The organism is Ferranicluibacter rubi (genome assembly GCF_011603255.1).
Lineage (GTDB): Bacteria > Pseudomonadota > Alphaproteobacteria > Rhizobiales > Rhizobiaceae > Ferranicluibacter > Ferranicluibacter rubi.
The window spans coordinates 93,385-118,644 of record NZ_JAANCM010000013.1 but is presented as its reverse complement, the minus strand read 5'-3'; the positions used below and the strand labels follow the sequence as shown (position 1 = coordinate 118,644).

Annotated in this window: 28 protein-coding genes; 13 read left to right on the top strand and 15 right to left on the bottom strand. The window is 64.2% G+C overall.

The features are described from left to right. Nucleotides 1-297 precede the first annotated feature (297 nt). Nucleotides 298-1,992, top strand: a complete 1,695-nt coding sequence (locus G8E10_RS21430) for an adenylate/guanylate cyclase domain-containing protein (RefSeq protein WP_167130610.1) — start codon at nt 298-300, stop codon at nt 1,990-1,992. 22 nt (nt 1,993-2,014) lie between these two features. Here G8E10_RS21430 and G8E10_RS21425 read toward each other — a convergent pair whose 3' ends face one another. Further along, nucleotides 2,015-2,680, bottom strand: a complete 666-nt coding sequence (locus tag G8E10_RS21425; RefSeq protein WP_132662698.1) for a TetR family transcriptional regulator C-terminal domain-containing protein — start codon at nt 2,678-2,680, stop codon at nt 2,015-2,017. Between the two features lie 273 nt (nt 2,681-2,953). On the opposite strand from G8E10_RS21425, the gene G8E10_RS21420 reads away from it, so the two are divergent. From G8E10_RS21420 to G8E10_RS21365, 12 genes are all read left to right on the top strand, one after another. Next, nucleotides 2,954-4,204: a Zn-dependent hydrolase gene (locus G8E10_RS21420; protein ID WP_167130609.1), complete on the top strand. Its 1,251-nt coding sequence runs from the start codon at nt 2,954-2,956 to the stop codon at nt 4,202-4,204. A 38-nt stretch (nt 4,205-4,242) separates the two neighbouring features. Further along, the gene (locus G8E10_RS21415) at nt 4,243-4,455 is read left to right on the top strand and encodes an antitoxin MazE-like protein (RefSeq protein ID WP_165910708.1); all 213 of its coding nucleotides are present in this window, start codon (nt 4,243-4,245) and stop codon (nt 4,453-4,455) included. After that, nucleotides 4,452-4,832, top strand: coding sequence for a type II toxin-antitoxin system PemK/MazF family toxin (locus tag G8E10_RS21410; protein ID WP_167130608.1), 381 nt, complete (start codon nt 4,452-4,454; stop codon nt 4,830-4,832). Before G8E10_RS21415 ends, G8E10_RS21410 begins: the two co-directional genes overlap by 4 nt. Continuing rightward, nucleotides 4,829-6,283 carry a dihydropyrimidinase gene (gene hydA / locus G8E10_RS21405; RefSeq protein WP_167130607.1) on the top strand — a complete coding sequence of 485 codons (1,455 nt, stop codon included), beginning with the start codon at nt 4,829-4,831 and terminating at the stop codon, nt 6,281-6,283. Before G8E10_RS21410 ends, hydA begins: the two co-directional genes overlap by 4 nt. Beyond that, nucleotides 6,283-6,648, top strand: a complete 366-nt coding sequence (locus G8E10_RS21400) for a hypothetical protein (RefSeq protein ID WP_167130606.1) — start codon at nt 6,283-6,285, stop codon at nt 6,646-6,648. The genes hydA and G8E10_RS21400 overlap by 1 nt, the downstream gene beginning before the upstream one ends. Next, nucleotides 6,645-7,466 (top strand): ABC transporter ATP-binding protein, encoded by an 822-nt coding sequence (locus tag G8E10_RS21395; RefSeq protein ID WP_167130644.1) that lies wholly within the window; start codon nt 6,645-6,647, stop codon nt 7,464-7,466. The genes G8E10_RS21400 and G8E10_RS21395 overlap by 4 nt, the downstream gene beginning before the upstream one ends. Before the next feature lie 286 nt (nt 7,467-7,752). Next, entirely contained in the window at nt 7,753-8,136 is a 384-nt protein-coding gene (locus G8E10_RS21390) for an endonuclease domain-containing protein (RefSeq protein WP_167130605.1), read from the top strand. A gap of 226 nt (nt 8,137-8,362) precedes the next feature. Continuing rightward, nucleotides 8,363-9,235 carry an ABC transporter permease gene (locus tag G8E10_RS21385; RefSeq protein ID WP_167130604.1) on the top strand — a complete coding sequence of 291 codons (873 nt, stop codon included), beginning with the start codon at nt 8,363-8,365 and terminating at the stop codon, nt 9,233-9,235. Then, nucleotides 9,232-10,095, top strand: a complete 864-nt coding sequence (locus G8E10_RS21380; RefSeq protein ID WP_167130603.1) for an ABC transporter permease — start codon at nt 9,232-9,234, stop codon at nt 10,093-10,095. Before G8E10_RS21385 ends, G8E10_RS21380 begins: the two co-directional genes overlap by 4 nt. Nucleotides 10,096-10,125: 30 nt before the next feature. Next, nucleotides 10,126-11,118 carry an ABC transporter substrate-binding protein gene (locus tag G8E10_RS21375; protein WP_167130602.1) on the top strand — a complete coding sequence of 331 codons (993 nt, stop codon included), beginning with the start codon at nt 10,126-10,128 and terminating at the stop codon, nt 11,116-11,118. A 321-nt stretch (nt 11,119-11,439) separates the two neighbouring features. Then, nucleotides 11,440-12,666 carry an efflux RND transporter periplasmic adaptor subunit gene (locus G8E10_RS21370; RefSeq protein ID WP_167130643.1) on the top strand — a complete coding sequence of 409 codons (1,227 nt, stop codon included), beginning with the start codon at nt 11,440-11,442 and terminating at the stop codon, nt 12,664-12,666. A gap of 26 nt (nt 12,667-12,692) precedes the next feature. Continuing rightward, nucleotides 12,693-16,016 (top strand): efflux RND transporter permease subunit, encoded by a 3,324-nt coding sequence (locus G8E10_RS21365; protein WP_167130601.1) that lies wholly within the window; start codon nt 12,693-12,695, stop codon nt 16,014-16,016. A 212-nt stretch (nt 16,017-16,228) separates the two neighbouring features. Here the strand turns inward: G8E10_RS21365 and ureG are convergent, their stop codons facing one another. From ureG to urtE, 14 genes are all read right to left on the bottom strand, one after another. Then, nucleotides 16,229-16,840 carry an urease accessory protein UreG gene (ureG, locus tag G8E10_RS21360; RefSeq protein ID WP_092934936.1) on the bottom strand — a complete coding sequence of 204 codons (612 nt, stop codon included), beginning with the start codon at nt 16,838-16,840 and terminating at the stop codon, nt 16,229-16,231. 153 nt (nt 16,841-16,993) lie between these two features. After that, nucleotides 16,994-17,695, bottom strand: a complete 702-nt coding sequence (locus G8E10_RS21355) for an urease accessory protein UreF (protein WP_425530864.1) — start codon at nt 17,693-17,695, stop codon at nt 16,994-16,996. Continuing rightward, entirely contained in the window at nt 17,688-18,254 is a 567-nt protein-coding gene (locus G8E10_RS21350) for an urease accessory protein UreE (protein WP_167130600.1), read from the bottom strand. The genes G8E10_RS21355 and G8E10_RS21350 overlap by 8 nt, the downstream gene beginning before the upstream one ends. Nucleotides 18,255-18,265: 11 nt before the next feature. Beyond that, nucleotides 18,266-18,955 (bottom strand): TIGR02117 family protein, encoded by a 690-nt coding sequence (locus G8E10_RS21345; protein WP_281517721.1) that lies wholly within the window; start codon nt 18,953-18,955, stop codon nt 18,266-18,268. A 59-nt stretch (nt 18,956-19,014) separates the two neighbouring features. After that, nucleotides 19,015-20,727: an urease subunit alpha gene (ureC, locus tag G8E10_RS21340; RefSeq protein WP_167130599.1), complete on the bottom strand. Its 1,713-nt coding sequence runs from the start codon at nt 20,725-20,727 to the stop codon at nt 19,015-19,017. Nucleotides 20,728-20,730: 3 nt separating this feature from the next. Continuing rightward, entirely contained in the window at nt 20,731-21,141 is a 411-nt protein-coding gene (locus tag G8E10_RS21335; RefSeq protein ID WP_167130598.1) for a type II toxin-antitoxin system VapC family toxin, read from the bottom strand. Next, the gene (locus tag G8E10_RS21330) at nt 21,138-21,392 is read right to left on the bottom strand and encodes an AbrB/MazE/SpoVT family DNA-binding domain-containing protein (RefSeq protein WP_167130597.1); all 255 of its coding nucleotides are present in this window, start codon (nt 21,390-21,392) and stop codon (nt 21,138-21,140) included. The genes G8E10_RS21335 and G8E10_RS21330 overlap by 4 nt, the downstream gene beginning before the upstream one ends. Before the next feature lie 9 nt (nt 21,393-21,401). Continuing rightward, nucleotides 21,402-22,058, bottom strand: a complete 657-nt coding sequence (locus G8E10_RS21325) for a Urease operon accessory protein (protein ID WP_167130640.1) — start codon at nt 22,056-22,058, stop codon at nt 21,402-21,404. A gap of 113 nt (nt 22,059-22,171) precedes the next feature. Continuing rightward, nucleotides 22,172-22,597: a lysozyme inhibitor LprI family protein gene (locus tag G8E10_RS21320; protein WP_281517732.1), complete on the bottom strand. Its 426-nt coding sequence runs from the start codon at nt 22,595-22,597 to the stop codon at nt 22,172-22,174. 7 nt (nt 22,598-22,604) lie between these two features. Further along, nucleotides 22,605-22,910, bottom strand: a complete 306-nt coding sequence (locus G8E10_RS21315; RefSeq protein WP_110728474.1) for an urease subunit beta — start codon at nt 22,908-22,910, stop codon at nt 22,605-22,607. A 75-nt stretch (nt 22,911-22,985) separates the two neighbouring features. Beyond that, the gene (locus G8E10_RS21310; protein ID WP_167130595.1) at nt 22,986-23,234 is read right to left on the bottom strand and encodes a DUF1272 domain-containing protein; all 249 of its coding nucleotides are present in this window, start codon (nt 23,232-23,234) and stop codon (nt 22,986-22,988) included. An 8-nt stretch (nt 23,235-23,242) separates the two neighbouring features. Beyond that, nucleotides 23,243-23,545 (bottom strand): urease subunit gamma, encoded by a 303-nt coding sequence (locus G8E10_RS21305; RefSeq protein WP_062591957.1) that lies wholly within the window; start codon nt 23,543-23,545, stop codon nt 23,243-23,245. A gap of 32 nt (nt 23,546-23,577) precedes the next feature. Continuing rightward, complete coding sequence (locus G8E10_RS21300) at nt 23,578-24,420, bottom strand: urease accessory protein UreD (protein ID WP_167130639.1); 843 nt, start codon at nt 24,418-24,420, stop codon at nt 23,578-23,580. Between the two features lie 23 nt (nt 24,421-24,443). Beyond that, nucleotides 24,444-25,139 (bottom strand): urea ABC transporter ATP-binding subunit UrtE, encoded by a 696-nt coding sequence (urtE, locus tag G8E10_RS21295; RefSeq protein WP_110728476.1) that lies wholly within the window; start codon nt 25,137-25,139, stop codon nt 24,444-24,446. Nucleotides 25,140-25,260: the final 121 nt, after the last annotated feature.

The following is a 25,260-nucleotide window of genomic DNA, read 5'->3' as shown; positions in this document are numbered from 1 at the left end:
ATAAGGGAAACGTTTTTTGGTGACAAGGCAATTTGTCGCAGCGGAAAATCAGGCAAGATCCGTCCATTCCGGGATTTCACGGTGGTCCTTGCTCACAGGCAAGACCAGGATGGATCCAACCACCGACGGATCTCTCGTTCCATTTTAGATCCCGTGCACCTTTCATCGAGGGACAGGTCATACGGCGTTTGCAAACCGCTGACCTCGCTTGAAGCCCGCGTCGCAATTCGTGCGTTGCTCCGCGTCGGAATCTGGCCGATAAGCATGCTGTGATCAACCGTTGGGACCGGAGCCCGCTTGAAACGCGATCGTTCGAAGCTGCGCAAGCGCCTGCATATCTGGACCGGCGTGTGCCTGGGTCTGTTTCTGCTCACGCACTTCCTCAACCACGCCCTCGGTCTCATCTCGATCGACGCCATGGAACGCGGCCGGGATCTCTTCAATCAGATCTGGCGCAGCCTGCCGGGAACCATCGCCCTTTACGGGTCGCTTGCCGTCCATTTCGTGCTGGCGCTCGATGGCCTGCGGCGGCGACAGACGCTGCGTATGCCGATGCGCGAGGCACTGAAGATCGGGCTGGGGCTCGCTCTGCCCTTCCTGCTGATCAGCCACGTCACCGTCACCCGCATCGACTGGATGCTGTCCGGCTACTCCGCCGATTATCGCGATGTCCTGCCGCGCATCTGGTCGAGAACCAGCAACACCGTCTGGCAGTCCGCGGCGCTGATCATCGCCTGGGCGCATGGCTGTCTCGGTTTCTGGTTCTGGATGCGCGGCCGGGACTGGTATCCGCGCATGGCGCTGACGCTCTATACCCTTGCGCTTCTGGTCCCGGTGCTGTCGCTGCTTGGCTTCATGGTCGCCGCCCGCACCCTCGGGCCCGCAATGCCGTCGAATGCCTGGTTCATGTCGGGCCGCACCGATCCCGCACGTCTGGCCGAGATCCGACAGGCCATCTTCTATACCCTTGCGGCCTGCATCGGCTTCACGCTGCTCTGGCGGTCCTTCCCCATCCGCGGCAAGGTGCGGATCCGCTATCCCGATGGCAAGGTGCTGTCGGTCGCGCGCGGCTTCTCCGTGCTGGAGGCCAGCCGCTCTGCCGGCATACCCCACCTTTCCGTCTGCGGCGGACGCGGCCGCTGTTCCACCTGTCGCGTCCGCGTCACGGAAGGGCTGGAAGGATTGCCGCCGCCGAGCGAGGGCGAGCGCCAGACGCTGATCCGCATTCGCGCCGGCGAAAATGTTCGCCTCGGCTGCCAGCTTCGGCCGAACCATGACGTGGCCATCGCTCCTGTGCTTGGCGCGGACAATGTCGGCGTGCGCCCGCAGATCGGCGAGGACGTCGCCGCCGGTCGCGAACGCCGCATTGCCGTGCTGTTCTGCGACCTGCGCGATTTTACACTGCTAACCCAGCAGCAACTGCCGTTCGATACGGTCTTCCTGCTCAATCGCTACTTCGAGACGATCGGCGAGGCCGTCGAGGGTGCCGGCGGCGTGATCGACAAATTCATCGGCGATGGCGTGCTGGCGATCTTCGGCCTCACCGGCCGGATCGAGGACGCCTGCGCCAATGCGCTGGAAGCCACGGCGCGCATCGCCCGCGGCATGGAGACGCTCAACCGCAACTTCACCAGCGAACTCGACAAGCCCCTGCGCATCGCCATGGGCATGCATGCGGGCCCGGCGATCATCGGCCATATCGGCTACGGCCGCGCCTCGTCCCTGACGGCCGTCGGCGATACCATCAACGCGGCAAGCCGTCTCGAAGGGTTCGCCAAGGAATATGACGCCCAGCTCGCCGTCTCCGCCGACGTCATTCGCTATGCCGGACTGACTCTGGACGACCGCGAAAGCTACGACATCGCCATTCGCGGCCGCAAGGGCACATTGGAAACGCTGATCGTCGAGAATGCCGAGGAGATCGGCACGCTGCTTGCCGCCGCCCGCGCCAGAAAGGCGGCCGTGGCGCAAGCCGCACGCACCGGCGCCTGATCAGACTTTCCGCGAAAAGATCTCAGGTCGCAGGTCCACCGTTGGCAGGCCCGCCCACCGCGAGACCATTGACGAAAAGCAGTTCCAGAAACCGGGCCGCATCCTCGAAACGCCCCTCGCCCGCCCGATCCGTGCCGAGCACCGCCCGCACCTGCACGTCGAAGTCGGCATAGTGCTGCGTCGTCGCCCAGATGGCGAAGATCAGGTGATAGGGGTCGCACTTGGCGATCTTGCCGGCCTTGGCCCAGGCGCGGATGACCTTCGCCTTTTCGTCCACCAGAGATTTCAGCGGCCCCATCAGCGCGTCCTCGATCCGCGGCGCACCCTGCAGGACTTCATTGGCGAAAAGCCGGCTCTCGCGCGGAAAATCGCGCGCCATTTCGAGCTTGCGCCGGATGTAGCTGCGGATCTCGGTCACTGGATTGCCCTCCGCATCGAATTCGCGCAGCGGATCGAGCCAACTGTCGAGCACCCGCTCGATCAGTGCCCGGTGCATCGCCTCCTTGGTGCGGAAGTAGTAGAGCAGGTTCGGCTTCGACATGCCTGCGACCTCGGCGATCTGGTCGATGGTGCTGCCGCGAAAGCCGTTGGTCGCAAAGACCTCCAGCGCCGCTTCCAGAATCACCTCTTCCTTCTCTTCCTGGATCCGCGTGCGCCGTTGCGTTCTCGCTGCTCTTGGCAATGCCATCCCACGCCCCCTTCGCCGGCCTTCCGACCGCCATGTCCGTCACGTCGTTTGCAGCTTTTTCGTTTTTTTGCTTTTCCGTCTTGAGTGCTGCAACGGAAGTTGTAATGTTTACCAACCGGTTAAATTATCAGTCACTTCAATGACAAACGCAACGACTGATACGAGGGCGAACAAAAAGAATGCCCCATTCGACCGGCGGGAACAATGCAATCGAACGTCAGGCCCGATCGCGCCATTGCGCATCGTCGCGTTCGAACGAAGAGGGATGAAGCCATGGCAGCACCAGGCGAGAATATGCGTGTCGATGCCGACCGTCTTTGGGACAGTCTCATGCAGATGGCGGAGATCGGCCCGGGCATTGCCGGCGGCAACAATCGCCAGACGCTGACCGATGCGGATGCCGAAGGCCGCAGCCTGTTTGCGACCTGGTGTCGCGACGCCGGCATGACCATGGGCGTCGATGCCATGGGAACCATGTTTGCGACCCGTCCCGGCACCGACCCGGATGCCTTGCCCGTCTATGTCGGCTCGCATCTCGACACCCAGCCGACCGGCGGAAAATACGACGGTGTGCTCGGCGTGCTCGCGGGACTGGAAGTCGTGCGCACCATGAACGACCTTGGCCTAAAGACCAAGCACCCCGTGGTCATCACCAACTGGGCAAACGAGGAAGGCGCGCGCTTTGCCCCCGCCATGCTGGCCTCCGGTGTTTTCGCTGGCGTCCACACGCTCGACTATGCCTATAGCCGTAAGGATCCAGACGGAAAGACCTATGGCGACGAGCTGAAGCGGATCGGCTGGCTGGGCGAGGAAGAGATGGGCGCGCGCAAGATGCACGCCTATTTCGAATATCACATCGAGCAGGGTCCCATTCTGGAAGCGGAAAACAAGGCGATCGGCGTGGTCACCCACTGCCAGGGTCTCTGGTGGCTGGAATTCACGCTGACGGGCCGCGAGGCACACACGGGCTCGACGCCCATGGCACTGCGCGTCAATGCAGGCCTCGCCATGTCGCGCATTGTGGAGATGGTACAGACTGTGGCCATGGGCGAACAGCCGGGCGCGGTCGGCGGCGTCGGCCAGGTCTTCTTCTCCCCGAACTCGCGCAACGTCCTCCCCGGCAAGGTCGTCTTCACCGTCGATATCCGCACGCCCGACCAGGCGAAACTCGACCGCATGCGCGCAACGATCGAGGCGGAGGCCGCCCGGATCTGCGAAGATCTCGGCGTCGGCTACGCGGTCGAGGCCGTCGGCCATTTCGACCCCATCACCTTCGACCCGACGCTGGTCTCGACGGTGCGGACCGCCGCCGAAAAGCTCGGCCTCAGCCACATGGACATCATATCCGGCGCCGGCCACGACGCCTGCTGGGCGGCCAAGGTCGCGCCTGCAACGATGATCATGTGCCCCTGCGTCGGCGGTCTCAGCCACAACGAGGCGGAGGAGATTTCCAAGGACTGGGCCAGCGCCGGCTGCGATGTGCTGTTTCATGCCGTGGTGGAGACGGCGGAGATTGTGGAGTAACATAGAACGACAGGATGAGGACCGCACAGGAGACGGCGATGGGACGTCCAAGAGAATTGTCACAAGAAGAGCGGGCGGACCTGATGAGGCGAGGCTATCGTCCGGTCGAGATCTGGGTTCCCGTTACCGATGATATGGCGTTTCAGGAGCAGCTTCAGCAGGAGGCACAACGGATCGCAGCCTCCGATGAGGAAGACGAAATCATGGACTGGATCGCGGCGGTCGGGCCGGTGGACTGGGACGAGCCATGAAACTTAGCCGGGGAGATGTCGTGATTGCGGTTTTTCCCGCTGAACTTGGAAAACCCAGACCTGCCGTGATCATGCAGGCAGATGCCTTCATCGAGCCTTTGAGCAGCATTCTTGCATGTCCGATTACAACATATCTGATCGACGCACCCGTGCTTCGGCCCATCGTCGCGCCGACCGCTGAAAACGGTTTGCAGCACGTCTCTCAAGTTATGGTCGAAAAAATCTCGCCTCTGAAAAAGGAGGTCATTCGCCAACGAATCGGCCAGCTTGGGCCCGCGGATATGACAAGACTCGAAATCGCTCTGACCTTGGCCGTTGGCCTACCTTATCCCGCTCCCCCGACGAGCGAAAAGAAACAACAAGGGGAACATCCATGACCACCATCATCAAGAACGGCACCATCGTCACCGCCGATCTCACTTACACCGCGGACATCCGCATCGAGAACGGCCTCATAGCCGAGATCGGACAGAACCTGACGGGTGGCGACACGCTGGACGCGACGGGGTGCTACGTCATGCCCGGCGGTATCGATCCGCATACCCATCTCGAAATGCCGTTCATGGGCACCTATTCCGCCGACGATTTCGAGAGCGGCACTCGCGCGGCTCTTGCCGGCGGCACGACGATGGTGGTGGATTTCGCGCTGCCGAACCCCGGCCAGTCGCTGCTCGACGCGCTCGATATGTGGCACAACAAGACCTCGCGGGCGGCCTGCGACTACTCTTTCCACATGGCCATCACCTGGTGGGGGGCGCAGGTCTTCGAGGAGATGGAGACGATCGTCCGCGACAGGGGCATCAACACCTTCAAGCACTTCATGGCCTACAAGGGTGCCCTGATGGTGGATGACGACGAGATGTTCGCCTCATTCCAGCGCTGCGCGGAACTTGGCGCACTGCCGCTCGTCCATGCCGAAAACGGCGATGTGGTGGCGCAGATGCAGGCCAAACTGATGGCGGACGGCAATGACGGGCCGGAAGCGCATGCCTATTCACGGCCGCCGGAGGTCGAGGGTGAGGCGACGAACCGCGCCATCATGATCGCCGACATGGCCGGCTGCCCGGTCTATATCGTCCACACCTCCTGCGAGCAGAGCCACGAAGCCATCCGCCGCGCCCGGCAGAAGGGCTGCCGAGTCTATGGCGAGCCCCTGATCCAGCACCTGACGCTGGACGAAAGCGAATATGCCAATCCCGACTGGGACCACGCCGCCCGCCGCGTGATGTCGCCGCCCTTCCGCAGCAAGCAGCATCAGGACAGCCTCTGGGCCGGCCTCTCCTCCGGCTCGCTGCAGGTCGTCGCAACCGACCATTGCGCCTTCACCACGCAGCAGAAGCGCTCCGGCCTCGGCGACTTCCGCAAGATCCCCAACGGCACCGGAGGTCTCGAAGACCGCATGCCGATGCTCTGGACCCACGGCGTCGCCACCGGCCGCATCACCATGAACGAGTTCGTCGCCGTGACCTCAACCAACATCGCCAAGATCCTCAACATCTACCCGAAGAAGGGCGCGATCCTCGTCGGGGCCGATGCCGATCTCGTCGTCTGGGACCCGAAGCGGACAAAGACTATCTCGGCAAAGACCCAGCAATCGGCGATCGATTACAACGTTTTCGAGGGAAAAACGGTCACCGGCCTGCCCCGCTACACGCTGACCCGTGGCGTCGTCGCGATCGAGGAGGATACGGTCAAGACGCGAGAAGGCCATGGCGCCTTCGTGCGCCGCCCGCCGGTGACGCCGGTCGCAAAGGCGCTCTCTACCTGGAAGGACATTACCGCGCCGCGCAAGGTCACCCGCACCGGCATTCCGGCGAGCGGCGTCTGATGCGTTCACTCGCGCTCTTTGCCGCCTGCGGCTGCGTCTCCGGTGTGAGCATCGCGGCGCCCACATTTCTCGACGGGGCCTATGGCAATGCGGAAGGCTGCCTCTACACCAAGACCGGGGAATCGAGCGGTGCAGACGCCTTCTTCCTCCTCAACGATGAAGGCATCACCACGGCCACGGTCTATTGCCAGTTCGAGGGAACGGCCGCGAAAACTGCGTCGGGCTTTACCATCCGCACCCAGTGCGACGCCGACGGCGAGGTCGGCCCGACGGAAACCGTCGCGCTCGACGAGGGCGCGAAGGGCTACACGATCCGTTTCAAGGACGGCACCACATGGGGACCGCTTTCGCAATGCCGCAGATGATACAAGATGCCCTCGTTCCGAAAGCCGGGTCTCCGAATACCCGCTCCGTTGTATCCGCCCGGGATCTCGGGCTCACCTTCAAGACAGACGACGGCCCGGTCACCGCGTTGACGGGTGTCAATCTCGACGTCCGCAAGGGCGATTTCGTCTCCTTCATCGGCCCCTCCGGCTGCGGCAAGACCACCTTCCTGCGCGTCATCGCGGATCTGGAAAAGCCGACCGCCGGTACCATCACCGTCAACGGCACGACGCCCGAGGATGCACGCAAGAACCGCTCCTACGGTTACGTCTTCCAGGCCGCAGCCCTTTATCCCTGGCGCACGATCGAGCAGAACATCGCCCTGCCGCTGGAGATCATGGGCTACAGTGAGGCCGACAAGCGGGCGCGGATCGAGCGCACGCTTGCGCTGGTCAACCTCTCCGGCTTCGGCAAGAAATTCCCCTGGCAGCTCTCCGGCGGCATGCAGCAACGCGCCTCCATCGCCCGCGCGCTCGCCTTCGACGCCGATCTCCTGCTGATGGACGAACCTTTCGGCGCGCTCGATGAAATCGTCCGCGACCACCTGAACGAGCAGCTCCTCGAGCTCTGGGCGCGCACCGAAAAGACCATCTGCTTCGTCACCCACTCGATCCCCGAAGCCGTCTACCTCTCCACCAGAATCGTCGTCATGAGCCCGCGGCCGGGCCGGATCACCGACGTCATCGAGTCGACTTTGCCGCGGGAACGCCCCCTGGATATCCGCGAGACACCGGAGTTTCTGGAGATCGCCAGCCGGGTACGGGATGGGTTGCGGGCGGGGCATAGCTATGACGAGTAGCGTGGGGTTGTGGGGGGAAAGAAGGAAGGCCCTCTCTGCCCTGCCGGGCATCTCCCCCACAAGGGGGGAGAAGACTTGGAGCGGGCCTTCTACTCCACAAAGCGGGTTTAGAATTTTACTGAACTGTCTTCACATGTGGCAGCATGCGCTCCGCACTGCACATCGAAAATGGATCAGGGAGCAGGCCACAAGTCCTCTCCCCCCTTGTGGGGGAGATGGCCGGCAGGCCAGAGAGGGCCTTCCTTCCCCAAACCAACACCACCGCCTCACCGGGACCACCCGAACCATGGCCCACTCCAACATCACCTCCCTCACCCGAACCCGCGCCAAGCGCCTCCGTCGGGAACGCACCAAGGCCGAGCAAATCATGTGGAACATCCTGCGGGATTTCCACCCCCGCGGCGCCCGCTTCCGGCGTGAAACGCCCATCGGCCCCTACATCGCCGATTTCGCGTGGCTCATCGCCCGCATCGTCATCGAGGTCGATGGTGACAGCCACGAGACCGACGCGGGAAAACAACACGATCGGCGCCGCGACGCCTTCATGATGCAACAGGGCTTCACTGTCCTCCGCTTCGACAACGATCAGATCATCGGCAACCCGGATCATCTCACGCAGCTGATCGAAAGCAAGATTGCCGAGCGTCTTGCCGAGGTGGGAGCGTCGTGATGCCTGTTCGAAAGAAACACCCTCTCTGGCCTGCCGGCCATCTCCCCCACAAGGGGGGAGAAGACGTGCGGCGAGGTCTTTCTCTCACCATCGGCATCCAGAATGAATTTGCCCAAAATAGGGCGATCGGCAGCCACCTGCAGGTCTCCCCCCTTGTGGGGGAGATGGGCGGCAGCCCAGAGCGGGACTTCTTTCATCACCCCATCACCGCCGGGGTGCCCTATCCATGACCACCCGCGAAAAAATCCTCCCCGTCTTCACCATTCTCGCAGCCCTGCTCGCCCTGTGGTACGCCGCCGCCGTCTTCCTCAACGCGCCGTTCGAGCGCGACACCGCCGCCCGGGCCGGCACCACCATCACCTTTTCGGAAATCGTGCCCCGGACGATGGCGCAGGTGCGGCCCGTTCTCCCGGCGCCCCATCAGGTGATAGCAGAGCTGTGGGACACCACCATCAACAAGCCGGTGACCTCCAAGCGCAGCCTTGTCTACCACGCGTGGATTACGCTCTCGGCCACGCTCGTCGGCTTCGGACTTGGCACGCTGCTCGGCATCACGCTTGCCGTCGGCATCGTGCACAACAGGGCGATGGATCGCTCGCTGATGCCCTGGATCATCGCCAGCCAGACCATCCCGATCCTCGCCATCGCGCCGATGATCATCGTCGTGCTGAACGCCATCGGCATTTCCGGCCTGCTGCCGAAGGCGCTGATCTCAACCTATCTCTCGTTCTTCCCGATTGCCGTCGGCATGGTGAAGGGTCTGCGCAGCCCCGAGCAGATCCAGCTCGACCTGATGCGCACCTACAATGCCAGCCCCTCGCAGCTGTTCTGGAAGCTCCGCTGGCCGGCCTCCATGCCCTATCTGTTCACCTCGCTGAAGGTGGCGGTGGCGATCTCGCTGGTCGGGGCCATCGTCGGCGAGTTGCCGACAGGTGCTGTTGCAGGCCTCGGCGCGCGCCTGCTGGCTGGGTCCTATTACGGGCAGACGGTGCAGATCTGGTCGGCCCTGTTCATGGCTGCAGGCCTTGCCGCCGTCCTCGTCCTCATCGTCGGCGCGGCCCACAGCGCGGTGTTGCGCCGCATGGGAGCCCGCCCATGAACGCCATCCTGCCCGCCATCCTCTTCTGGCTCGCCGCCTGGGCGCTCAACGAATGGCTTGTGCGTCAGAAACTCGCCTCGAAAACCGCAGAGCGCACGATCCGGCTTGTCGTACCGGTCCTCTTCGGCGTCAGCCTGCTCGTCCTCTGGGAAGGATTCGTACGCGGCTTTGCCGTACCGGCGGTTCTGTTGCCGCCACCCTCCATGATCTGGACGCGCCTCATTTCGTCGCTGCCGACGCTCTGGGCGGATTTCCGCCAGACGTTCCTGAAATCCGTGCTCACCGGCTATGTCGCCGGCTGCGGGCTCGGCTTCCTCGTCGCCATCGCCATCGATCGATCGCCCTTCCTGCAGAAGGGCCTGCTGCCGCTCGGCAATTTCGTCTCCGCCCTGCCCGTCGTCGGCATCGCTCCGATCATGGTCATGTGGTTCGGCTTCGACTGGCCCTCCAAGGTCGCCGTCGTCGTCATCATGACGTTCTTTCCCATGCTGGTGAACACGGTGACCGGGCTTGCCGCCGCGAGCAGCATGGAGAAGGACCTGATGCAGACCTATGCGGCATCCTGGTTCCAGACGCTCGTCAAGCTCCGGCTGCCGGCCGCCTGGCCCTTCATCTTCAATGCGCTGAAGATCAACTCGACGCTGGCGCTGATCGGTGCCATCGTTGCGGAGTTTTTCGGCACGCCGATCGCCGGCATGGGCTTTCGCATCTCCACCGAGGTCGGGCGCATGAATGTCGACATGGTCTGGGCGGAAATCGCTGTGGCGGCACTGGCCGGCTCGGTGTTTTATGGTGTGGTCGCGCTGGTGGAACGCGTCGTCACCTTCTGGCATCCGTCCGTCCGCGGTGGGCGGGCGTAAAAAAGACGAACGATAACAAAGGGAACGTACATGAAACGGACAATCGCATCGCTTCTCATGTCCAGCGCGCTGACGCTGGCCGCCTTCGACGCCATGGCGGCAGACAAGGTAACGCTGCAGCTGAAATGGGTCACGCAGGCCCAGTTCGCCGGCTACTACGTCGCCAAGGACAAGGGCTTCTACGAGGCGGAAGGTCTCGACGTCGAGATCAAGCCGGGCGGGCCGGATATCGCACCGCCACAGGTCATCGCCGGCGGTGGCGCCGATGTCGTGGTCGACTGGATGCCGTCGGCACTCGCCACGCGCGAAAAGGGCGTCGCCCTCGTCAACATTGCCCAACCCTTTAAGAAATCCGGCATGATGCTGACCTGCCTCAAGGAGAGCGGCGTCGCGACCCCGGCCGATTTCAAGGGCAAGACGCTCGGCGTCTGGTTCTTCGGCAACGAATATCCGTTCCTCTCCTGGATGAGCCAGCTCGGCCTGAAGACGGATGGCGGGCCGGAGGGCGTAACCGTGCTGAAGCAGGGCTTCAACGTCGATCCGTTGATCCAGAAGCAGGCCGCCTGCATCTCCACCATGACCTATAACGAGTACGGCCAGGTTCTCGACGCCGGCATCAAGCCCGAAGACCTCGTGACCTTCAAGTACGAGGACCAGGGCGTCGCGACGCTGGAAGACGGTCTCTACGTGCTCGAAGACAAGCTGAAGGACCCGGCCTTCAAGGACAAGATGGTCAAGTTCGTCCGCGCCTCGATGAAGGGCTGGAAATATGCCGAGGAGCATGTGGACGAAGCCGCCGGCATTGTGCTCGAAAACGACGCCACGGGCGCCCAGACCGAAGAGCACCAGAAGCGCATGATGGGCGAGATCGCCAAGCTCACCGCCGGCTCCAACGGCGCGCTGGATGAGGCCGACTACACCCGCACCGTCGCATCCCTCATGAAGGGCGGTTCCGACCCCGTCATCACCAAGGAGCCGGCCGGCGCCTGGACGCACGAGATCACCGACGCAGCCCTGAAGTAGGCCTGCAACACGAGCAAATTCGGCAGCGCGCGGCTTCGGTCGCGCGTTTTGCGTTCTGCCTGAAAAATGCCTGATCCCGACGCCATATACCGTAAAGACTGCCGCATTTGCGCGGGTTCGGCGACGTGCGAGGGCGGCCTTCGCCTCCATTTCGACAAGCATCCGACACGGGATGATGGTATAGACGCTCAAGGGTGCAGTGCCGCGGGGGCGTGGCGCGTGCCGGGAGACGACGGGGCGGCAAGGCGACACAGTCGCCTTTCAGCATATTTCGACAGTGAGGACAGGCCGATGGCTGGTGAAGGTACGTTTGCATACGGCATGCGCACGGCTGCGCGGGTTCCCGCACTTCTGACGGCGCTTCTGCTGGCGGCGGCACCCGTGTTGACGCGCGACGCCCTGGCGCAGGACGCAACGCCGGCCAAAACGGAAACACAGGCAGCGCCCGACACCGCCTACCCCTCCATCGTCGTCACCAAAGCCGAAATACGGACGGTCATAGACCGTGTCATCGCGACGGGAACCATCCAGGCCGTCGAGGAAACCTTCGTGCAGCCGCTGGTCGAAGGCCTGTCGATCCGCAGTCTCACCGTCGATATCGGCGATACCGTCAAGGCCGACGGCACCATGGCCACGCTGAACGACGACGCTCTGCTGCTGACCCGCAGCGAGAATGAGGCGAACCTTGCCAGGGCGCGCGCCTCGCTCGCCCAGTACCAGGCGCAGCTGGTGGAAGCGCAGGCCAATGCGCAGGAGGCCGTCCGCGTCTCCGCACGCAATGCCAAGCTGCGGGAAGCCGGCTCTGTCTCGACAGCGCTTGCCGACCAGACGGAAGCGGCCGCTGCCGCCGCGCTCGCCCGCGTCAACTCGGCCGAGCAACTGATCGCGGTGGCGCAGTCCGACATCAAGGTCGTCGAAGCCCAGATCTCCGATGTCGATCTCCGCCTCGCCCGCACCGTCATCAAGGCGCCCGTCGCCGGCGTGGTCTCGGCACGGACAGCCAAGGTCGGCGCCATTGCCGCGGGCTCCGGCCAGCCGCTCTTCACCATCATCCGCGATGGCGCGGTGGAAATGCGCGCCGACATCTCGGAAAGCGATCTTCTGAAGCTCGCAGTCGGGCAGAAGGCCAAGCTGAAGCTTGCGGATAGCAGCGTCACGCTCAACGGCACGATCCGCCTGATCTCGCCGACCGTCGACGCCGACACCCGCCTCGGCACCGTCTTCATCAGCATCGCCGAGCCGGAAAGAGCGCGTGTGGGCATGTATGCGAACGCCGACATCACGATCGAGGAAAAGCAGGCGCTGGCCCTGCCGCTCACCGCCGTGACCAGCGGCAAGACCGAAACCGTGGTGCGCAAGGTGCGCGACGGCGTGGTCGAGATGGCACGCGTCGAGACGGGCATTCAGGACGGCCGCTATATCGAGATCCTCTCCGGCCTCAAGGACGGCGACGAGGTCGTGGCAAAGGCCGGCGCCTATGTCCGCGATGGCGACCGCATTACCCCGGTCAAGGCAGCAGCACCCACCGACAAGACAGCCACCAACTGAGGCCACCAACCGAGGATCGACCCGCCATGAACTTTTCGGCCTGGGCCATTCGAAATCCGATCGCACCGATCCTCACCTTTGTGCTGCTGATGTTCCTCGGCTATCAGTCGTTCAACACGCTGCCGATCACGCGCTTCCCCAATATCGACGTTCCCATCGTCTCCATCGCCGTGTCGCAGAGCGGCGCAGCCCCTGCCGAGCTGGAAACGCAGGTCACCAAGGAGATCGAGGATGCCGTGGCCGGCATCGCCGGGGTCAAGCACGTCACCTCGACCATCACCGACGGGCTTTCGACGACCGCCGTCCAGTTCGAGATCGAGATCCCGACCAACCAGGCGGTGCAGGACACCAAGGACGCGATCGACCGCATCCGCGGCGACCTGCCGGCCGGCATCGAGGAGCCGATCGTCGCCAAGGTCGATGTCGAGGGACAGGCGATCCAGACCTTCGCCGTCTCCGCGCCGGACATGACGCTGGAGGAAATCAGCTGGTTCGTGGATGACACGGTGAAGCGCTCGCTGCAGGGCCAGACCGGCATCGGCCGGATCGACCGCTACGGCGGCGCCGACCGTGAGGTGCGCGTCGAGCTCAACGAAAGCCGCCTGAACTCCTACGGCATCACGGCGACCGACGTGAACGCGCAACTGCGCAAGATGAACACCGACCTCGGCTCCGGCCGCGGGCAGATCGGTGGCAGCGAACAGGCGATCCGCACGCTCGGCGACGCCCGCTCGGTCTCGGCGCTGGCCGATACGATGATCGCTATGCCGAACGGCCGCTTCGTGCGCCTGTCGGAACTCGGCACCGTCACCGATACCTACGAGGAGCCGAAGAGCTTTTCGCGCTTCGACGGCACGCCCGTCGTCACCTTCGCCGTCTTCCGCTCCAAGGGCGCCAGCGAAGTCAGCGTCGCCGAAACCGTTGCGAGGTCTCTGGACACGGTCCGCGCCGCCAATCCCGGCGTGTCGATCCAGCTCATTAACGACAGCGTCTACTTCACCTATGGCAACTATGAAGCCGCCCTTCACACGCTGATCGAGGGTGCGCTGCTGGCCGTGGCCGTCGTGCTTCTGTTCCTGCGCAACTGGCGCGCGACGCTGATTTCCGCCCTCGCCCTGCCGCTGTCGGCCATCCCCACCTTCTGGATCATGGACCTGCTCGGCTTCTCGCTGAACCTCGTCTCGTTCCTTGCTTTGACGCTTGCGACCGGCATCCTCGTGGACGATGCGATCGTCGAGATCGAGAATATCGCCCGCCACATCAAGATGGGGAAATCGCCCTATAAGGCGTCGATCGAGGCGGCAGACGAGATCGGCCTTGCCGTCATCGCCACCACCTTCACCATCATCGCCGTCTTCGTGCCGGTGTCGTTCATGCCGGGCATTCCCGGGCAGTACTTCATCCAGTTCGGCCTGACGGTCGCCGTCTCCGTATTCTTCTCCCTCATGGTCGCCCGCCTGATCACCCCGGTCATGGCGGCCTATCTCATGCGCTCCGGCGATGGCGACGGGCATGGCGAAGATCGTGACGGCCTGTTCATGCGCGGCTACACCTGGCTGGTCGCCGCCACCACGCGGCGCTGGTACATGCGCTACCTCACCTTGTCCGTGGCGCTCGCTTTCCTCGTCGGCTCCGTCATGCTGCTTCTTACCGTCCCCGGCAGCTTCCTGCCGCCGGAAGATGCCTCGCGCATCGTGCTCTCGGTCGAATTGCCGCCGGATGCCATGCTGGAGGATACCGACCGGACGAGCGCGGAAATCTACGACCGGATCAAGGATTTCCCGGGCGTCGAAGGCATCTTCGTGCTCGGCGGCGCCTCGCCGAAGGGCGACCTCGAGCTTCGCCGTGCCACCATCACCGTCATGCTGGACAAGCTCGACCATTCGCTCGTCAACAAGCTGGTCAATACGCTGCTCGGAAATCTGCCGCTGGTCGGGCAATATATGCCGAAGCTGCCGCCGGCAGGCCGCATCATTCCGCAGTCGCAGATCGAGGCCCAGGTTTTCGCCGCCATCCATTCCATCCCGGATGTTCGCGTTCTCAAGCTCAACGACCGCGGCGAGCGCGACCTCGCCTTCAACCTCCTCTCCAACAACGACGCTGCCCTGAACGAAGCGGTCGGTCTGCTGGAGGCCAAGCTGCGCGACGAGCCGACGCTCGCCAATGTCAGCCCGGATGGCGCCCTGCCCCGCCCGGAACTGCAGCTGCGCCCGCTTGCAGACCGCATGTCGCGCCTCGGCATCACGACGTCGCAGCTCTCCGACGTCGTGCGTGTCGCAACCATCGGCGATATCGACGCGGCGCTGACCAAGATCTCGCTCGACGACCGCCAGATCCCGATCCGCGTGCAGATCGACACCGGCCTGCGCACCGATCTTGCCGCCATCCGCAACCTCAAGATCCAGACGGCCTCCGGCGCGCTCGTTCCCATCTCCAGCGTCGCCGATATTTCCTATTCGGAAGGCCCGAGCTCCATCAAGCGCTACGACCGCTTCCGCGTCGTCACCATGGGCGCGGACCTTCCCGTTGGCGTCGCGCTCAACACGGCCTCCGACCGCTTCAAGCATGCGGCAAACGAGATCCGCCTGCCCGAAGGCGTCCGCTTCCTCGAAAGCGGCGATGCCGAAGTTCAGGCAGAAATGCAGTCCGGCTTCGTCCATGCCATGTTGCTCGGCCTGCTGCTGGTGCTCGTCGTGCTCATCCTTCTCTTCAAGGACGTCATCCAGCCTTTCACGATTCTCTTCTCGCTACCGCTCGCCATCGGCGGCGTCGCGCTCGGCCTGATCGTCACCAACAATGCGCTCTCCATGCCCGTCCTCATCGGCATCCTCATGCTGATGGGCATCGTCACCAAGAACGCCATCCTGCTGGTCGATTTCGCCATCGAGATGAAGCGGCACGGCATGGAACGCGTCGATGCCATGGTGGAGGCGGGCCGCAAGCGCGCCCGGCCGATCATCATGACCTCCATCGCCATGTCGGCCGGCATGCTGCCCTCGGCGCTCGGCGTCGGCGAAGGCGGCTCGTTCCGCGCGCCCATGGCCATCGCCGTCATCGGCGGCATCATCGTCTCCACGGTCCTGTCACTGGTCGTCGTGCCCTCGTTCTTCCTGATCATGGACGACCTCTCCCGCCTCCTCGGCTGGTCCTTCGGCCGCCTCGTCGGAAGCAAGGAGGCAGAAACAGTGCCGCTGGAGAACGTGGTGTTGACCGAGAAACTCGCCGAGCAGTCCGAAACCATCGAAGCCTTGCAGAGCCGCCTCGACCGTTTGGAAAACCGCACCTCCCCCGGCACCCTCCGTGCCGTCGGCGGCACCGTGGTCACGCATCCTGCGCTGGCGGCGGAGTAGACGGTAAGGCTGTGCACCGCGGCAGCCCCTCACCCTAGCCCTCTCCCCGCGCGCGGGGCGAGGGGACGTGGCCTGCTCGGCGTTTCAATGCGGGGTGAAGTGGTGCCTCAAGTCTCTTCTCCCCGTCAAACCGGGGAGAAGATGCCGGCAGGCAGATGAGGGGCAGACGCGCACCCCGACCGAACGGATGGGCGGAAAGCTAGCCGGCCACTCTACAGCCCACCTTCAACCCGCAAAAACTCCACGATCCGCTCCACACCCTCACCGCGCTTCATGTCCGAGAACACGAACGGACGGGACTGGCGCATGCGGTCGGCGTCGCGCTGCATGACGTCGAGGTCGGCGCCGACGTATGGGGCGAGGTCCTTCTTGTTGATGACGAGAAGATCGGACCGGGTGATGCCGGGGCCGCCCTTGCGGGGGATTTCCTCGCCCTGGCAGACGGAGATGACGTAGAGCGTGATATCCGCGAGATCGGGCGAGAAGGTCGCAGCCAGATTGTCGCCGCCGGATTCGATGAAGACAATGTCGAGGTCGGGAATGCGGCGGTTGAGGTCGGCGATGGCCTGCAGGTTGATCGTCGCATCCTCGCGGATGGCCGTGTGCGGGCAACCGCCCGTCTCCACGCCGACGATCCTGTCGGAGGGCAGCGCCTGCATGCGCACCAGCGCTTCGGCGTCTTCCTGCGTGTAGATGTCGTTGGTGACCACCGCGACCGACCATCTGTCGCGCATGGCCTTGCAGAGCTTATCCGTCAGCGCCGTCTTGCCGGAGCCGACCGGACCGCCGATGCCGACGCGGAGGGGGCCATTGGAGGATGCCATGAGATTGTCCTTTCAGGTGCGCATGTCGAGGTCAGCAGGTCCACCTGGACGTCGGACGATGCGTCGATACGAAGAGAGTGAGCCGGTCCTTGTCAGAAAAGGCTCCAGACCGGGCGGAAGAGATGCCGCACGGCCAAGAATTTATGTCCGCCCTCACGAGCGGAACAGCCGCGAGGGCAGCGTCTCGTGCCGGATACCGGCGATATCGGCGAGAAGTCCCGCAGAGCCGAGATCGTCCAGCGAACTTGCCGCCGCGCGCACGGCGGTCGCCGCGATCTCGCTTTCCAGCGCCGCCAGCACGGCCACCCCGGCACGCTGCCCGAGGACGCCGCAGCGGATCGCGACGGAGACCTGATTGGATGCCGTCGCATGCAGATAGGCTGCAATCGCAGGCTCGGCGCCGGTCGCATGCGCACCGGCAACCGCACCGACAGCAACCGGATAGGCCATCCGCAAAAGCATGTCATCGCCGACCGTCGGCCAGGCCGAGGCCGCCGCAATAAAGGCCTCGCCCTGCAGCATCGTTTCCATCTGCCGCTCCCGGCTCCCGGCCATCGCCTCCGCCAGCGAAGCGACCGCGTTAAGCCGCTGGACGTCCTCAGTCGCACGATAGCTTTCCGCCAACAGCACCGCATCGTTCCAGACGGCACCCTCGGCAATGGCGCCGGACAACCAATCCTGAAGCGAGGCCGCATCTGCAACACTGCCATCCGCCACCGCCTGCTCGAGCCCTGCCGAATAGGAGAAGGCACCGATGGGGAAGGCCGGCGACATCCAGGTGATCAGCCGGAGCAGGGCCTGCGTCCCGCCCGAAGCCGATGGCTGTTTCTGCCCGTCCTTGAGCATGTCAGTCATGGGGGTGGTGATGCCCTTTTCCGTCATGGCCATGCGTGTCGTGATCATGGTGGTCATGGCTGTGCCCGGCGTGGTCATGCTTCCCATGCTCGTGCCCACTCTGATCGTGAGACCCATGATCATGCCCACTGTGGTAAGCGCCGCGCATCGGCTGGAACTGCGCCGTCACATCGCTCACATCCGCGCCGAGCCCGATCAGCATAGCCCGGATGACCGGATCGCGCAGGATGACGATACGGTCTTCGCGGATTTCGGCCTGCAGGTGTCGGTTGCCGAGATGCCAGGCGAGCTCGATCAGGTGAAGCCGGTCGCGCGGCAGGATCTCGTAGAGCGGCTCCTCCACGGCGGCGATGAGGATATAGCCGCCACCCTCCAGCGCCAGCGCATCGCCATCCGCCAGCATCACGGCCTGCTTCAGGTCCAGCATGACGACATCGTCATCCGGAAGGTGCAGGAGCTTGCGCCGTAGATGCCGCTGATCGTGCGGCAGGCGCAACACCGCGACCGGCGTGATATCGGCCGGTGCCGGGGAAACGATGGAGGTGGAGCGATAGGGCATGGTGACCTCGATCAGTTGAATTGCGTGAGAGAAAAGGTGAGCGATAGCGGCAGCGGGTTCCACAATCCTGTGCGCAGGCCCGCGGCCCGCAGCCCCCGCGCCGTCCATGTGTTGCAGCCGGCCAGCGCCGTAAACCAGCCGATGGCCTCGAAGAACCGGTCGTTCTGCCCGTAGCGCACATCGGGCACGGGCACGACCTGCCCTTCCCGCGTTGCAAAACTTGCCGCGATCATGTCGAGCAGCCGCTTATAGCCGGCCGGTCCGATCTCGAAACCTTGCACGCTCAGTGACGGTTCAGCAAGCGCGCCGACGACATCCACATGCAGCACGGCCCGATCGAGCGTCAGCCCGCGCAGCAACGGCATCGGCTTCAGGTCGGCCCAGGTCGGTGTCTCCAGATAGAAGGTACGCCCGCCTCGGCCGAAGACGATCCACCGCGCGGCAGGATCATCGACCGGAACGCCGCTCTGGCCGAGAAACGGAAACCGCGCCAAGCTTTCCGCATCCACCGGAATGGCGATATCGGTGTGGATCGGGTTGGAAAGCACGAGGATGCGCCGCGTCTCTCCGCCTTCCCCTTCCCGTGATGCAAAGAGCGGCTGCGGCACGATGGTCCCGAGGCTCGCTGCCAGCGCGAGCAGCAGAACCAGCAACGGCAGGCCGATCGACAGCCTCCGCATGATCTTGCGCAGCCTCGTCATGCCAACACGGTATTGGCTGCTCATTTCCGGCAAGGCTTCGATGTGGCGGTCACGAGCATCTAGAACAGGAAATAGCGCTGCGCCATCGGCAGCACCGTCGCCGGCTCGCAGGTCAGCAGTTCACCATCCGCACGCACTTCGTAAGTCTCCGGATCCACCTCGATGACAGGCGTCAGGCTATTGTGGATCATGGAGGCCTTGCCGATGCCGCCGCGCGTGTTCTTCACCGCCATCAGCGTCTTCGCCACGCCGAGCTTTGCCGCAAGGCCGGCATCGAGAGACGCCTGCGACACGAATGTCACGGAAGAGTTGGTGCGCGCCTTGCCGAACGAGCCGAACATCGGCCGGTAGTGCACCGGCTGCGGCGTGGGAATGGAGGCGTTCGGATCGCCCATGGGTGCCGCTGCGATCATGCCGCCGAGCAGCACCATATCCGGCTTCACGCCGAAGAAAGCGGGGTTCCACATCACGAGATCCGCTCGCTTGCCGACCTCTACCGAGCCGATCGCGTGGCTGAGGCCATGCGCGATGGCCGGGTTGATCGTGTACTTCGCGATGTAGCGCTTCACCCGCATATTGTCGTTGTCGCCGGTTTCGCTCGGCAGGCGCCCACGCTGCCGCTTCATCTTGTCGGCCGTCTGCCAGGTCCGGATCGCCACCTCGCCGACGCGGCCCATGGCCTGGCTGTCGGACGAGATGATGGAGAAGGCGCCGATATCGTGCAGGATATCCTCGGCCGCGATGGTCTCCTTGCGGATACGGCTTTCGGCAAAGGCGATATCCTCGGGGATCGACGGCGACAGGTGATGGCAGACCATCAGCATGTCGAGATGCTCGGCCAGCGTATTGATCGTGTAGGGCCGCGTCGGATTGGTCGAAGACGGGATGACGTTCGGCTGGCCGCAAATCTTGATAATATCCGGCGCATGGCCGCCGCCCGCCCCTTCCGTGTGGAAGGCATGGATGGTGCGGCCCTTCAGCGCGGCGATGGAATCCTCCACGAAGCCGCTCTCGTTCAGCGTGTCCGTGTGGATCATCACCTGCACGTCGTATTCGTCGGCCACCGACAGGCAGCAGTCGATGGCGGCCGGCGTCGTGCCCCAATCCTCGTGCAGCTTCAGCGACGTCGCGCCACCGAGCACCATCTCCACCAGCGCACCCGGCAGCGAGGCATTGCCCTTACCGGCAAAGGCAAGGTTCATCGGGAAGGCATCCGCCGCCTCGATCATCCGCGCAAGATGCCAGGGACCGGGCGTGCAGGTGGTGGCGAGCGTGCCGTGCGCCGGGCCGGTGCCGCCGCCGAGCATGGTGGTGATGCCGGACATCAGCGCCTCCTCGATCTGCTGCGGGCAGATGAAGTGGATATGGCTGTCCATGCCGCCGGCCGTGATGATCTTGCCTTCGGCCGCGATCGCCTCCGTGCCGGGCCCGACGATGATATCGACATTCGGCTGCGTATCCGGATTACCGGCCTTGCCGATCGCGACGATCAGCCCGTCCTTCAGCCCGATATCGGCCTTCACGATGCCCCAGTGGTCGACGATCAGCGCATTGGTGATGACGGTGTCCACGGCGCCATCCGCCCGCGTCACCTGACTCTGCCCCATGCCGTCGCGGATGACCTTGCCGCCCCCGAACTTCACCTCGTCACCATAGGTGGTGAAATCCTTCTCCACCTCGATAAACAGCTCCGTATCCGCCAGCCGCACCCGGTCGCCCGTCGTCGGCCCGAACATGTTGGCATAGGCGGCGCGGGACATCTTGTAGGACATGATCTACCTCGAAAGTTCGGAGAAAAGGGGCGACCGCGCCGCAGCGCGATCGAAGGTATAGGTGGTCCGGCAGCCATTGCGGCTGTTGATCTCGCCGATCAGGTGGTCGGAAAAGTCACCGGGATGAAGTTCATAGAAACGCAGGGATGCAATGACCGCATCGCGATCCTGCACGACGATCCGCGGTCGGTTCAGCATGTCGAAAATGAACGCGGAAACCGCGGGCCGAGCCATCTTCACCTTCTGCCGCAGAAGCCAAACGACCTCGACGAGAACGACGTGATTGATGAAGACGGGCGCGATCTTCTGCTCAAGAAAGGCTGTCGCCTGCTCGCCCTGCTTTACGCCTTCCGCGTCGGTGATCGAGCCCAGGGCCAACCACCGCATCACCATGTTGGTGTCGAGACCGATCATTCCCCGCTCTCCCGAAAACCGGCATTCCGGGCTTCCCTGATCCAGTCATCCAGTTCCTCGCCGGTGATCGGCCTATCCAGCTTCACGATCCCGCGCAAATCCTCGAAACTCTTCCCCGGCTTGCGGATTTCGACCGCACCAGCCTCGTTGGCAACGAACTCGACCGCGTCCCCGTCTTTCAGGCCGAGTGCCTTCAGCACCGACTCGGGAACCGTGATCGTGCCTGCCTTGATCCTGACCGTCTCGCCCATGGCGTGCTCCTAGCTCCCGACTGCGAGAGACAAAGCCGGCGCCGCATCCAGCCGCCGGAGCCGGCCCTCGGCGATCCAGCGATCGACCAACTGTGCCTCCGCTGCGAAGGGATGCCCCTCCCAGCCGACATGAGCGAACCCGGCAAGCGCGATATCCGCTGCGGGATGCGCGCCAAGCATGTCGGCAATGACGACGATGCCGCTGCTCGGCACGATGTAGGGGGCGGGCGAAAAGCCGGCGAGAATCGTCTCCAGGAAACGCTGGGTTTCCGCATCGAGAACCCGGAACGTCTTGCCGGCCGCAAGCGCAAAGGCCTCGAATCCCGCCGTCTCGTCGTCGCAAAAATCATCGAGCTCCGGATGCGTGATGGCGAGCGGTGCCCGGAGCGCCGCGAAAACAGCGGGGTTGCGAACACACCAGATGCCGGTCGCCTCGACCACCGCGGGATGCGCGCCCCAAGCCGCCGGCCCGATGGTGGGGTGCAGGGCGGAGGAAACCGAGGTTCCCAGCATCATCTTCGCCGGCCGGCCGGTGTTGCAGACCGCGACGATATCGGTGCGCTCGCCCGGGCGATACGAGCGGCAATCGTTGAAACGGATGACGCAATCGGCAGACGCGATCGCGTTGGCGGCGCTGTCCGGCACCGGCCCATTGCCAACGATCACGATGCGCGCACCGGTCTTCACAGCATTCTGCCCTTGGTTTCCTGCTGGCCGCCGATCCTGAACGACCGGTCGAACCCACAGCCTGCTTCGTTTTCGAACCGCCGTGGCTGCGATCAGCGATCGGCCAGCGCCGCGTTCAGCTCGTCCGTCCGCTTGGTGGTGAGGTCCGCAAGGCAACCCGCCACCAGCATCGGCTCCATGGTTCCGCCTCGCGCCTCGAACCCGGCCAGTTCGCACTGGCCGTCGCGATAGGCGATCCAGGCGCGTTGCGCGGTCTTCAGGGCCTCGACGGCACCGACCATAGTGTCGCCGATCTCGGCGAAATCCTTGTCCATCGCCTGCGCACGCGCCATCGTCTTGCGATAGGCCGCGTTCAACGCCACATCCGCGGTCTCGTAATCCTGTTGCGAACACGCCGTCATGTCGCTCTGGGTCACCGCATTGCTGCAATCGAGATCATCCGGCCCAGCCGCCGAGGCAGCCCCTGCCCCGAGAAACAGGCACGAGGCCAGTGCCGCGCCGGGATAAGCGAGCCGCATCGCCATGTCAGAGCGCACCCATGACCTTTTGGCGGAAACCATAGACTTCCCGCTTGCCGGCGAACGGAATGAGCGTCACATCGCGCGTCTGCCCCGGCTCGAAGCGCACGGCCGTGCCGGCGGGAATGTCCAGCCGCTTGCCGTGGGCGGCCGCGCGATCGAAGGTCAGCCCGGCATTGGTCTCGGCGAAGTGATAGTGGCTGCCGACCTGCACCGGCCGGTCGCCGGTGTTCGACACCTCGATCGTCACCGTCTCCAGGCCCACATTCAGCTCGATCTCGCCCTCTGCCGCAAGGATTTCACCGGGGATCATCTTGTCTCTCCTGAAGGTCTCGATAGGCATGCTGCACGGTAATCGTGGCAGGCTGAGGGTGCTGGTGTTGCGGCATCACGCCGCCGCGGCACAGCCCCCGGCATTCACCACACGCTCCGTGGAGGCGGGGTTGTTCACCAGCTTTTCGGCCGGCCGCACAGGCCGGCGAACGAGTTCGCCCGTGCAGTTCGGGCAACGCCCGCCGAGCACGTCGCTCGCGCAGGCGGCACAGAACGTGCATTCGAAACTGCAGATCATCGCCTCGCGGCTATCGGCCGCCAGATCCGTGTCGCAGCATTCGCAATTGGGTCGAAGCGCCAGCATGGGAAACCTCAGCGGATGGGTTCATGAACGGTGACGAGCTTCGTCCCGTCCGGGAACGTCGCCTCGATCTGGATGTCGTGGATCATTTCCGGGATACCCTCCATCACCTGCTCGCGTGTGATCACATGGGCGCCGGCCTCCATGAGGTCGGGAACCGAACGCCCGTCGCGCGCGCCCTCGACCACGAAATCGGTGATCAGCGCGATGGCCTCGGGATGGTTCAACTTGACGCCGCGCTCCAGCCGGCGGCGCGCCACCATGGCCGCCATCGAGATCAGCAGCTTGTCTTTTTCGCGGGGAGTAAGGTTCATGCGACGCGATCCATCATCATCTTCGACATTCTCTACAGGCTCCAGACTTTCGGCACAGACGCGCTCCTGCGCAAGTGCGAAATCATCGGCACAAGGATTTTTCGCAAAGCAAAGCCGTCCCTTGCCACGATCCGCGCGACGAGCTTTTCCTGACCGCCGACCACGACATGGCTGACGCCACCCGACCCGTTGGCGGCACCATGATCCATCAGTTCGCGGAGAGGCTTCAGATACCGCTCGCAGCCGGCCGCGGTGAAGAGCAACGTGGCGAAAGCGACATGACCGCTCAGCGAAAAGGCCCGCCGGGTCAGCGCATCGATATCGCCGGACAGCCGCATGTTCTCGGCATGCAGCAGCGTACCGCCCTTCACGATGCGCCACCGGTCGCGAAAAAGGCCGCTGCGCATGCGCTCGCCCATGGCAGCGCGCCCGAGCAGCACGGCTTCGACGGCCAGAAACTCGGCATCGGCTGCCAGATCGACCTCAAGCGACCGCGTCATCGAAGCCCGATCGAACAGGATCGTCTCCTGCGGCAGCCAGTGAACGCGGGACCCCGCCTCCGCCCGGATGGTCGTCGTCACCGAGGTCGTGCCGGCGCTTGCCTTGTAGATCTTCTCGCAGGCCTGCGTCGTCAGCGTCAGCTCGGTATCCGCGCCGGCGCCGAACCGCCAGTCCATCACGTCGCCGCCGGTCAGCCCGCCGGAACTGTTGATCAGCACGGCCTCCATGCTGCCATCGAACATAGTCGGCAGACGCAGCTTGGCGCAGCCTTCCTGATAGAACTCCTGCAGCCGCGTCCGCCCACCGGCCGACTTCGCCACCAGCCGCCCGCGGCCAAAAGCGCGTTGCGGCGCCGCCGCCACCACTTCCGGCATGGGCTCAGACATCGGTTGCGCGATCAAACCGTGAGGTGCCGTCGGGCTTCCGGCGTGTCGAGCGTTTCGGCCGGGCCTTCATGCACTATCTCTCCGCGATCCATGATGTAGACATGGTCTGCAAGCTCGCGGCAGAAGTCAAGGTATTGTTCCACAAGCAAAATCGCCATCCCCGTGGAATCCCGCAAATACTGGATCGCACGCCCGATATCCTTGATGATCGAGGGCTGGATGCCCTCCGTCGGCTCGTCCAGCACCAGGATTTTCGGCCGCGTGACGAGCGCCCGGCCAATGGCCAATTGCTGCTGCTGCCCGCCGGAGAGATCGCCCCCGCGCCGGCCAAGCATGGATTTGAGGATCGGGAACAGCGCGAAGATCTCCTCCGGCACGAAGCGATCCTTGCGGGCGACGGGCGCATAGCCCGACTCCAGGTTCTCCTTGACGGTCAGCAGCGGAAACACCTCCCGCCCCTGCGGCACGAAACCGACGCCGAGCCGCGCCCGGTTATAGGGCGCCATGCCGTTCATGACCGTGTCGTTGAAGGTGACCTTGCCGGCGCTTGTCGCATGCTGGCCGGTGACCGCACGCAGAAGGCTGGTCTTGCCGACGCCGTTGCGGCCGAGCACGCAGGTGATCTTGCCCATCGGCGCCGTGATGGAGACGCCGCGCAGAGCCTGCGCCGCACCGTAGTGCAGGTTGATGTTGTCGACGGTCAGCATGGGGCACCTCGTTCGGTGGGCGTGGTCGGTGCGGCGGAGCTTGGGGAACTTGCGGGAAGGAAGGCCCTCTCTGGCTTGCCAGCCATCTCCCCCACAAGGGGGGAGAAGACTCGTGGCTGGG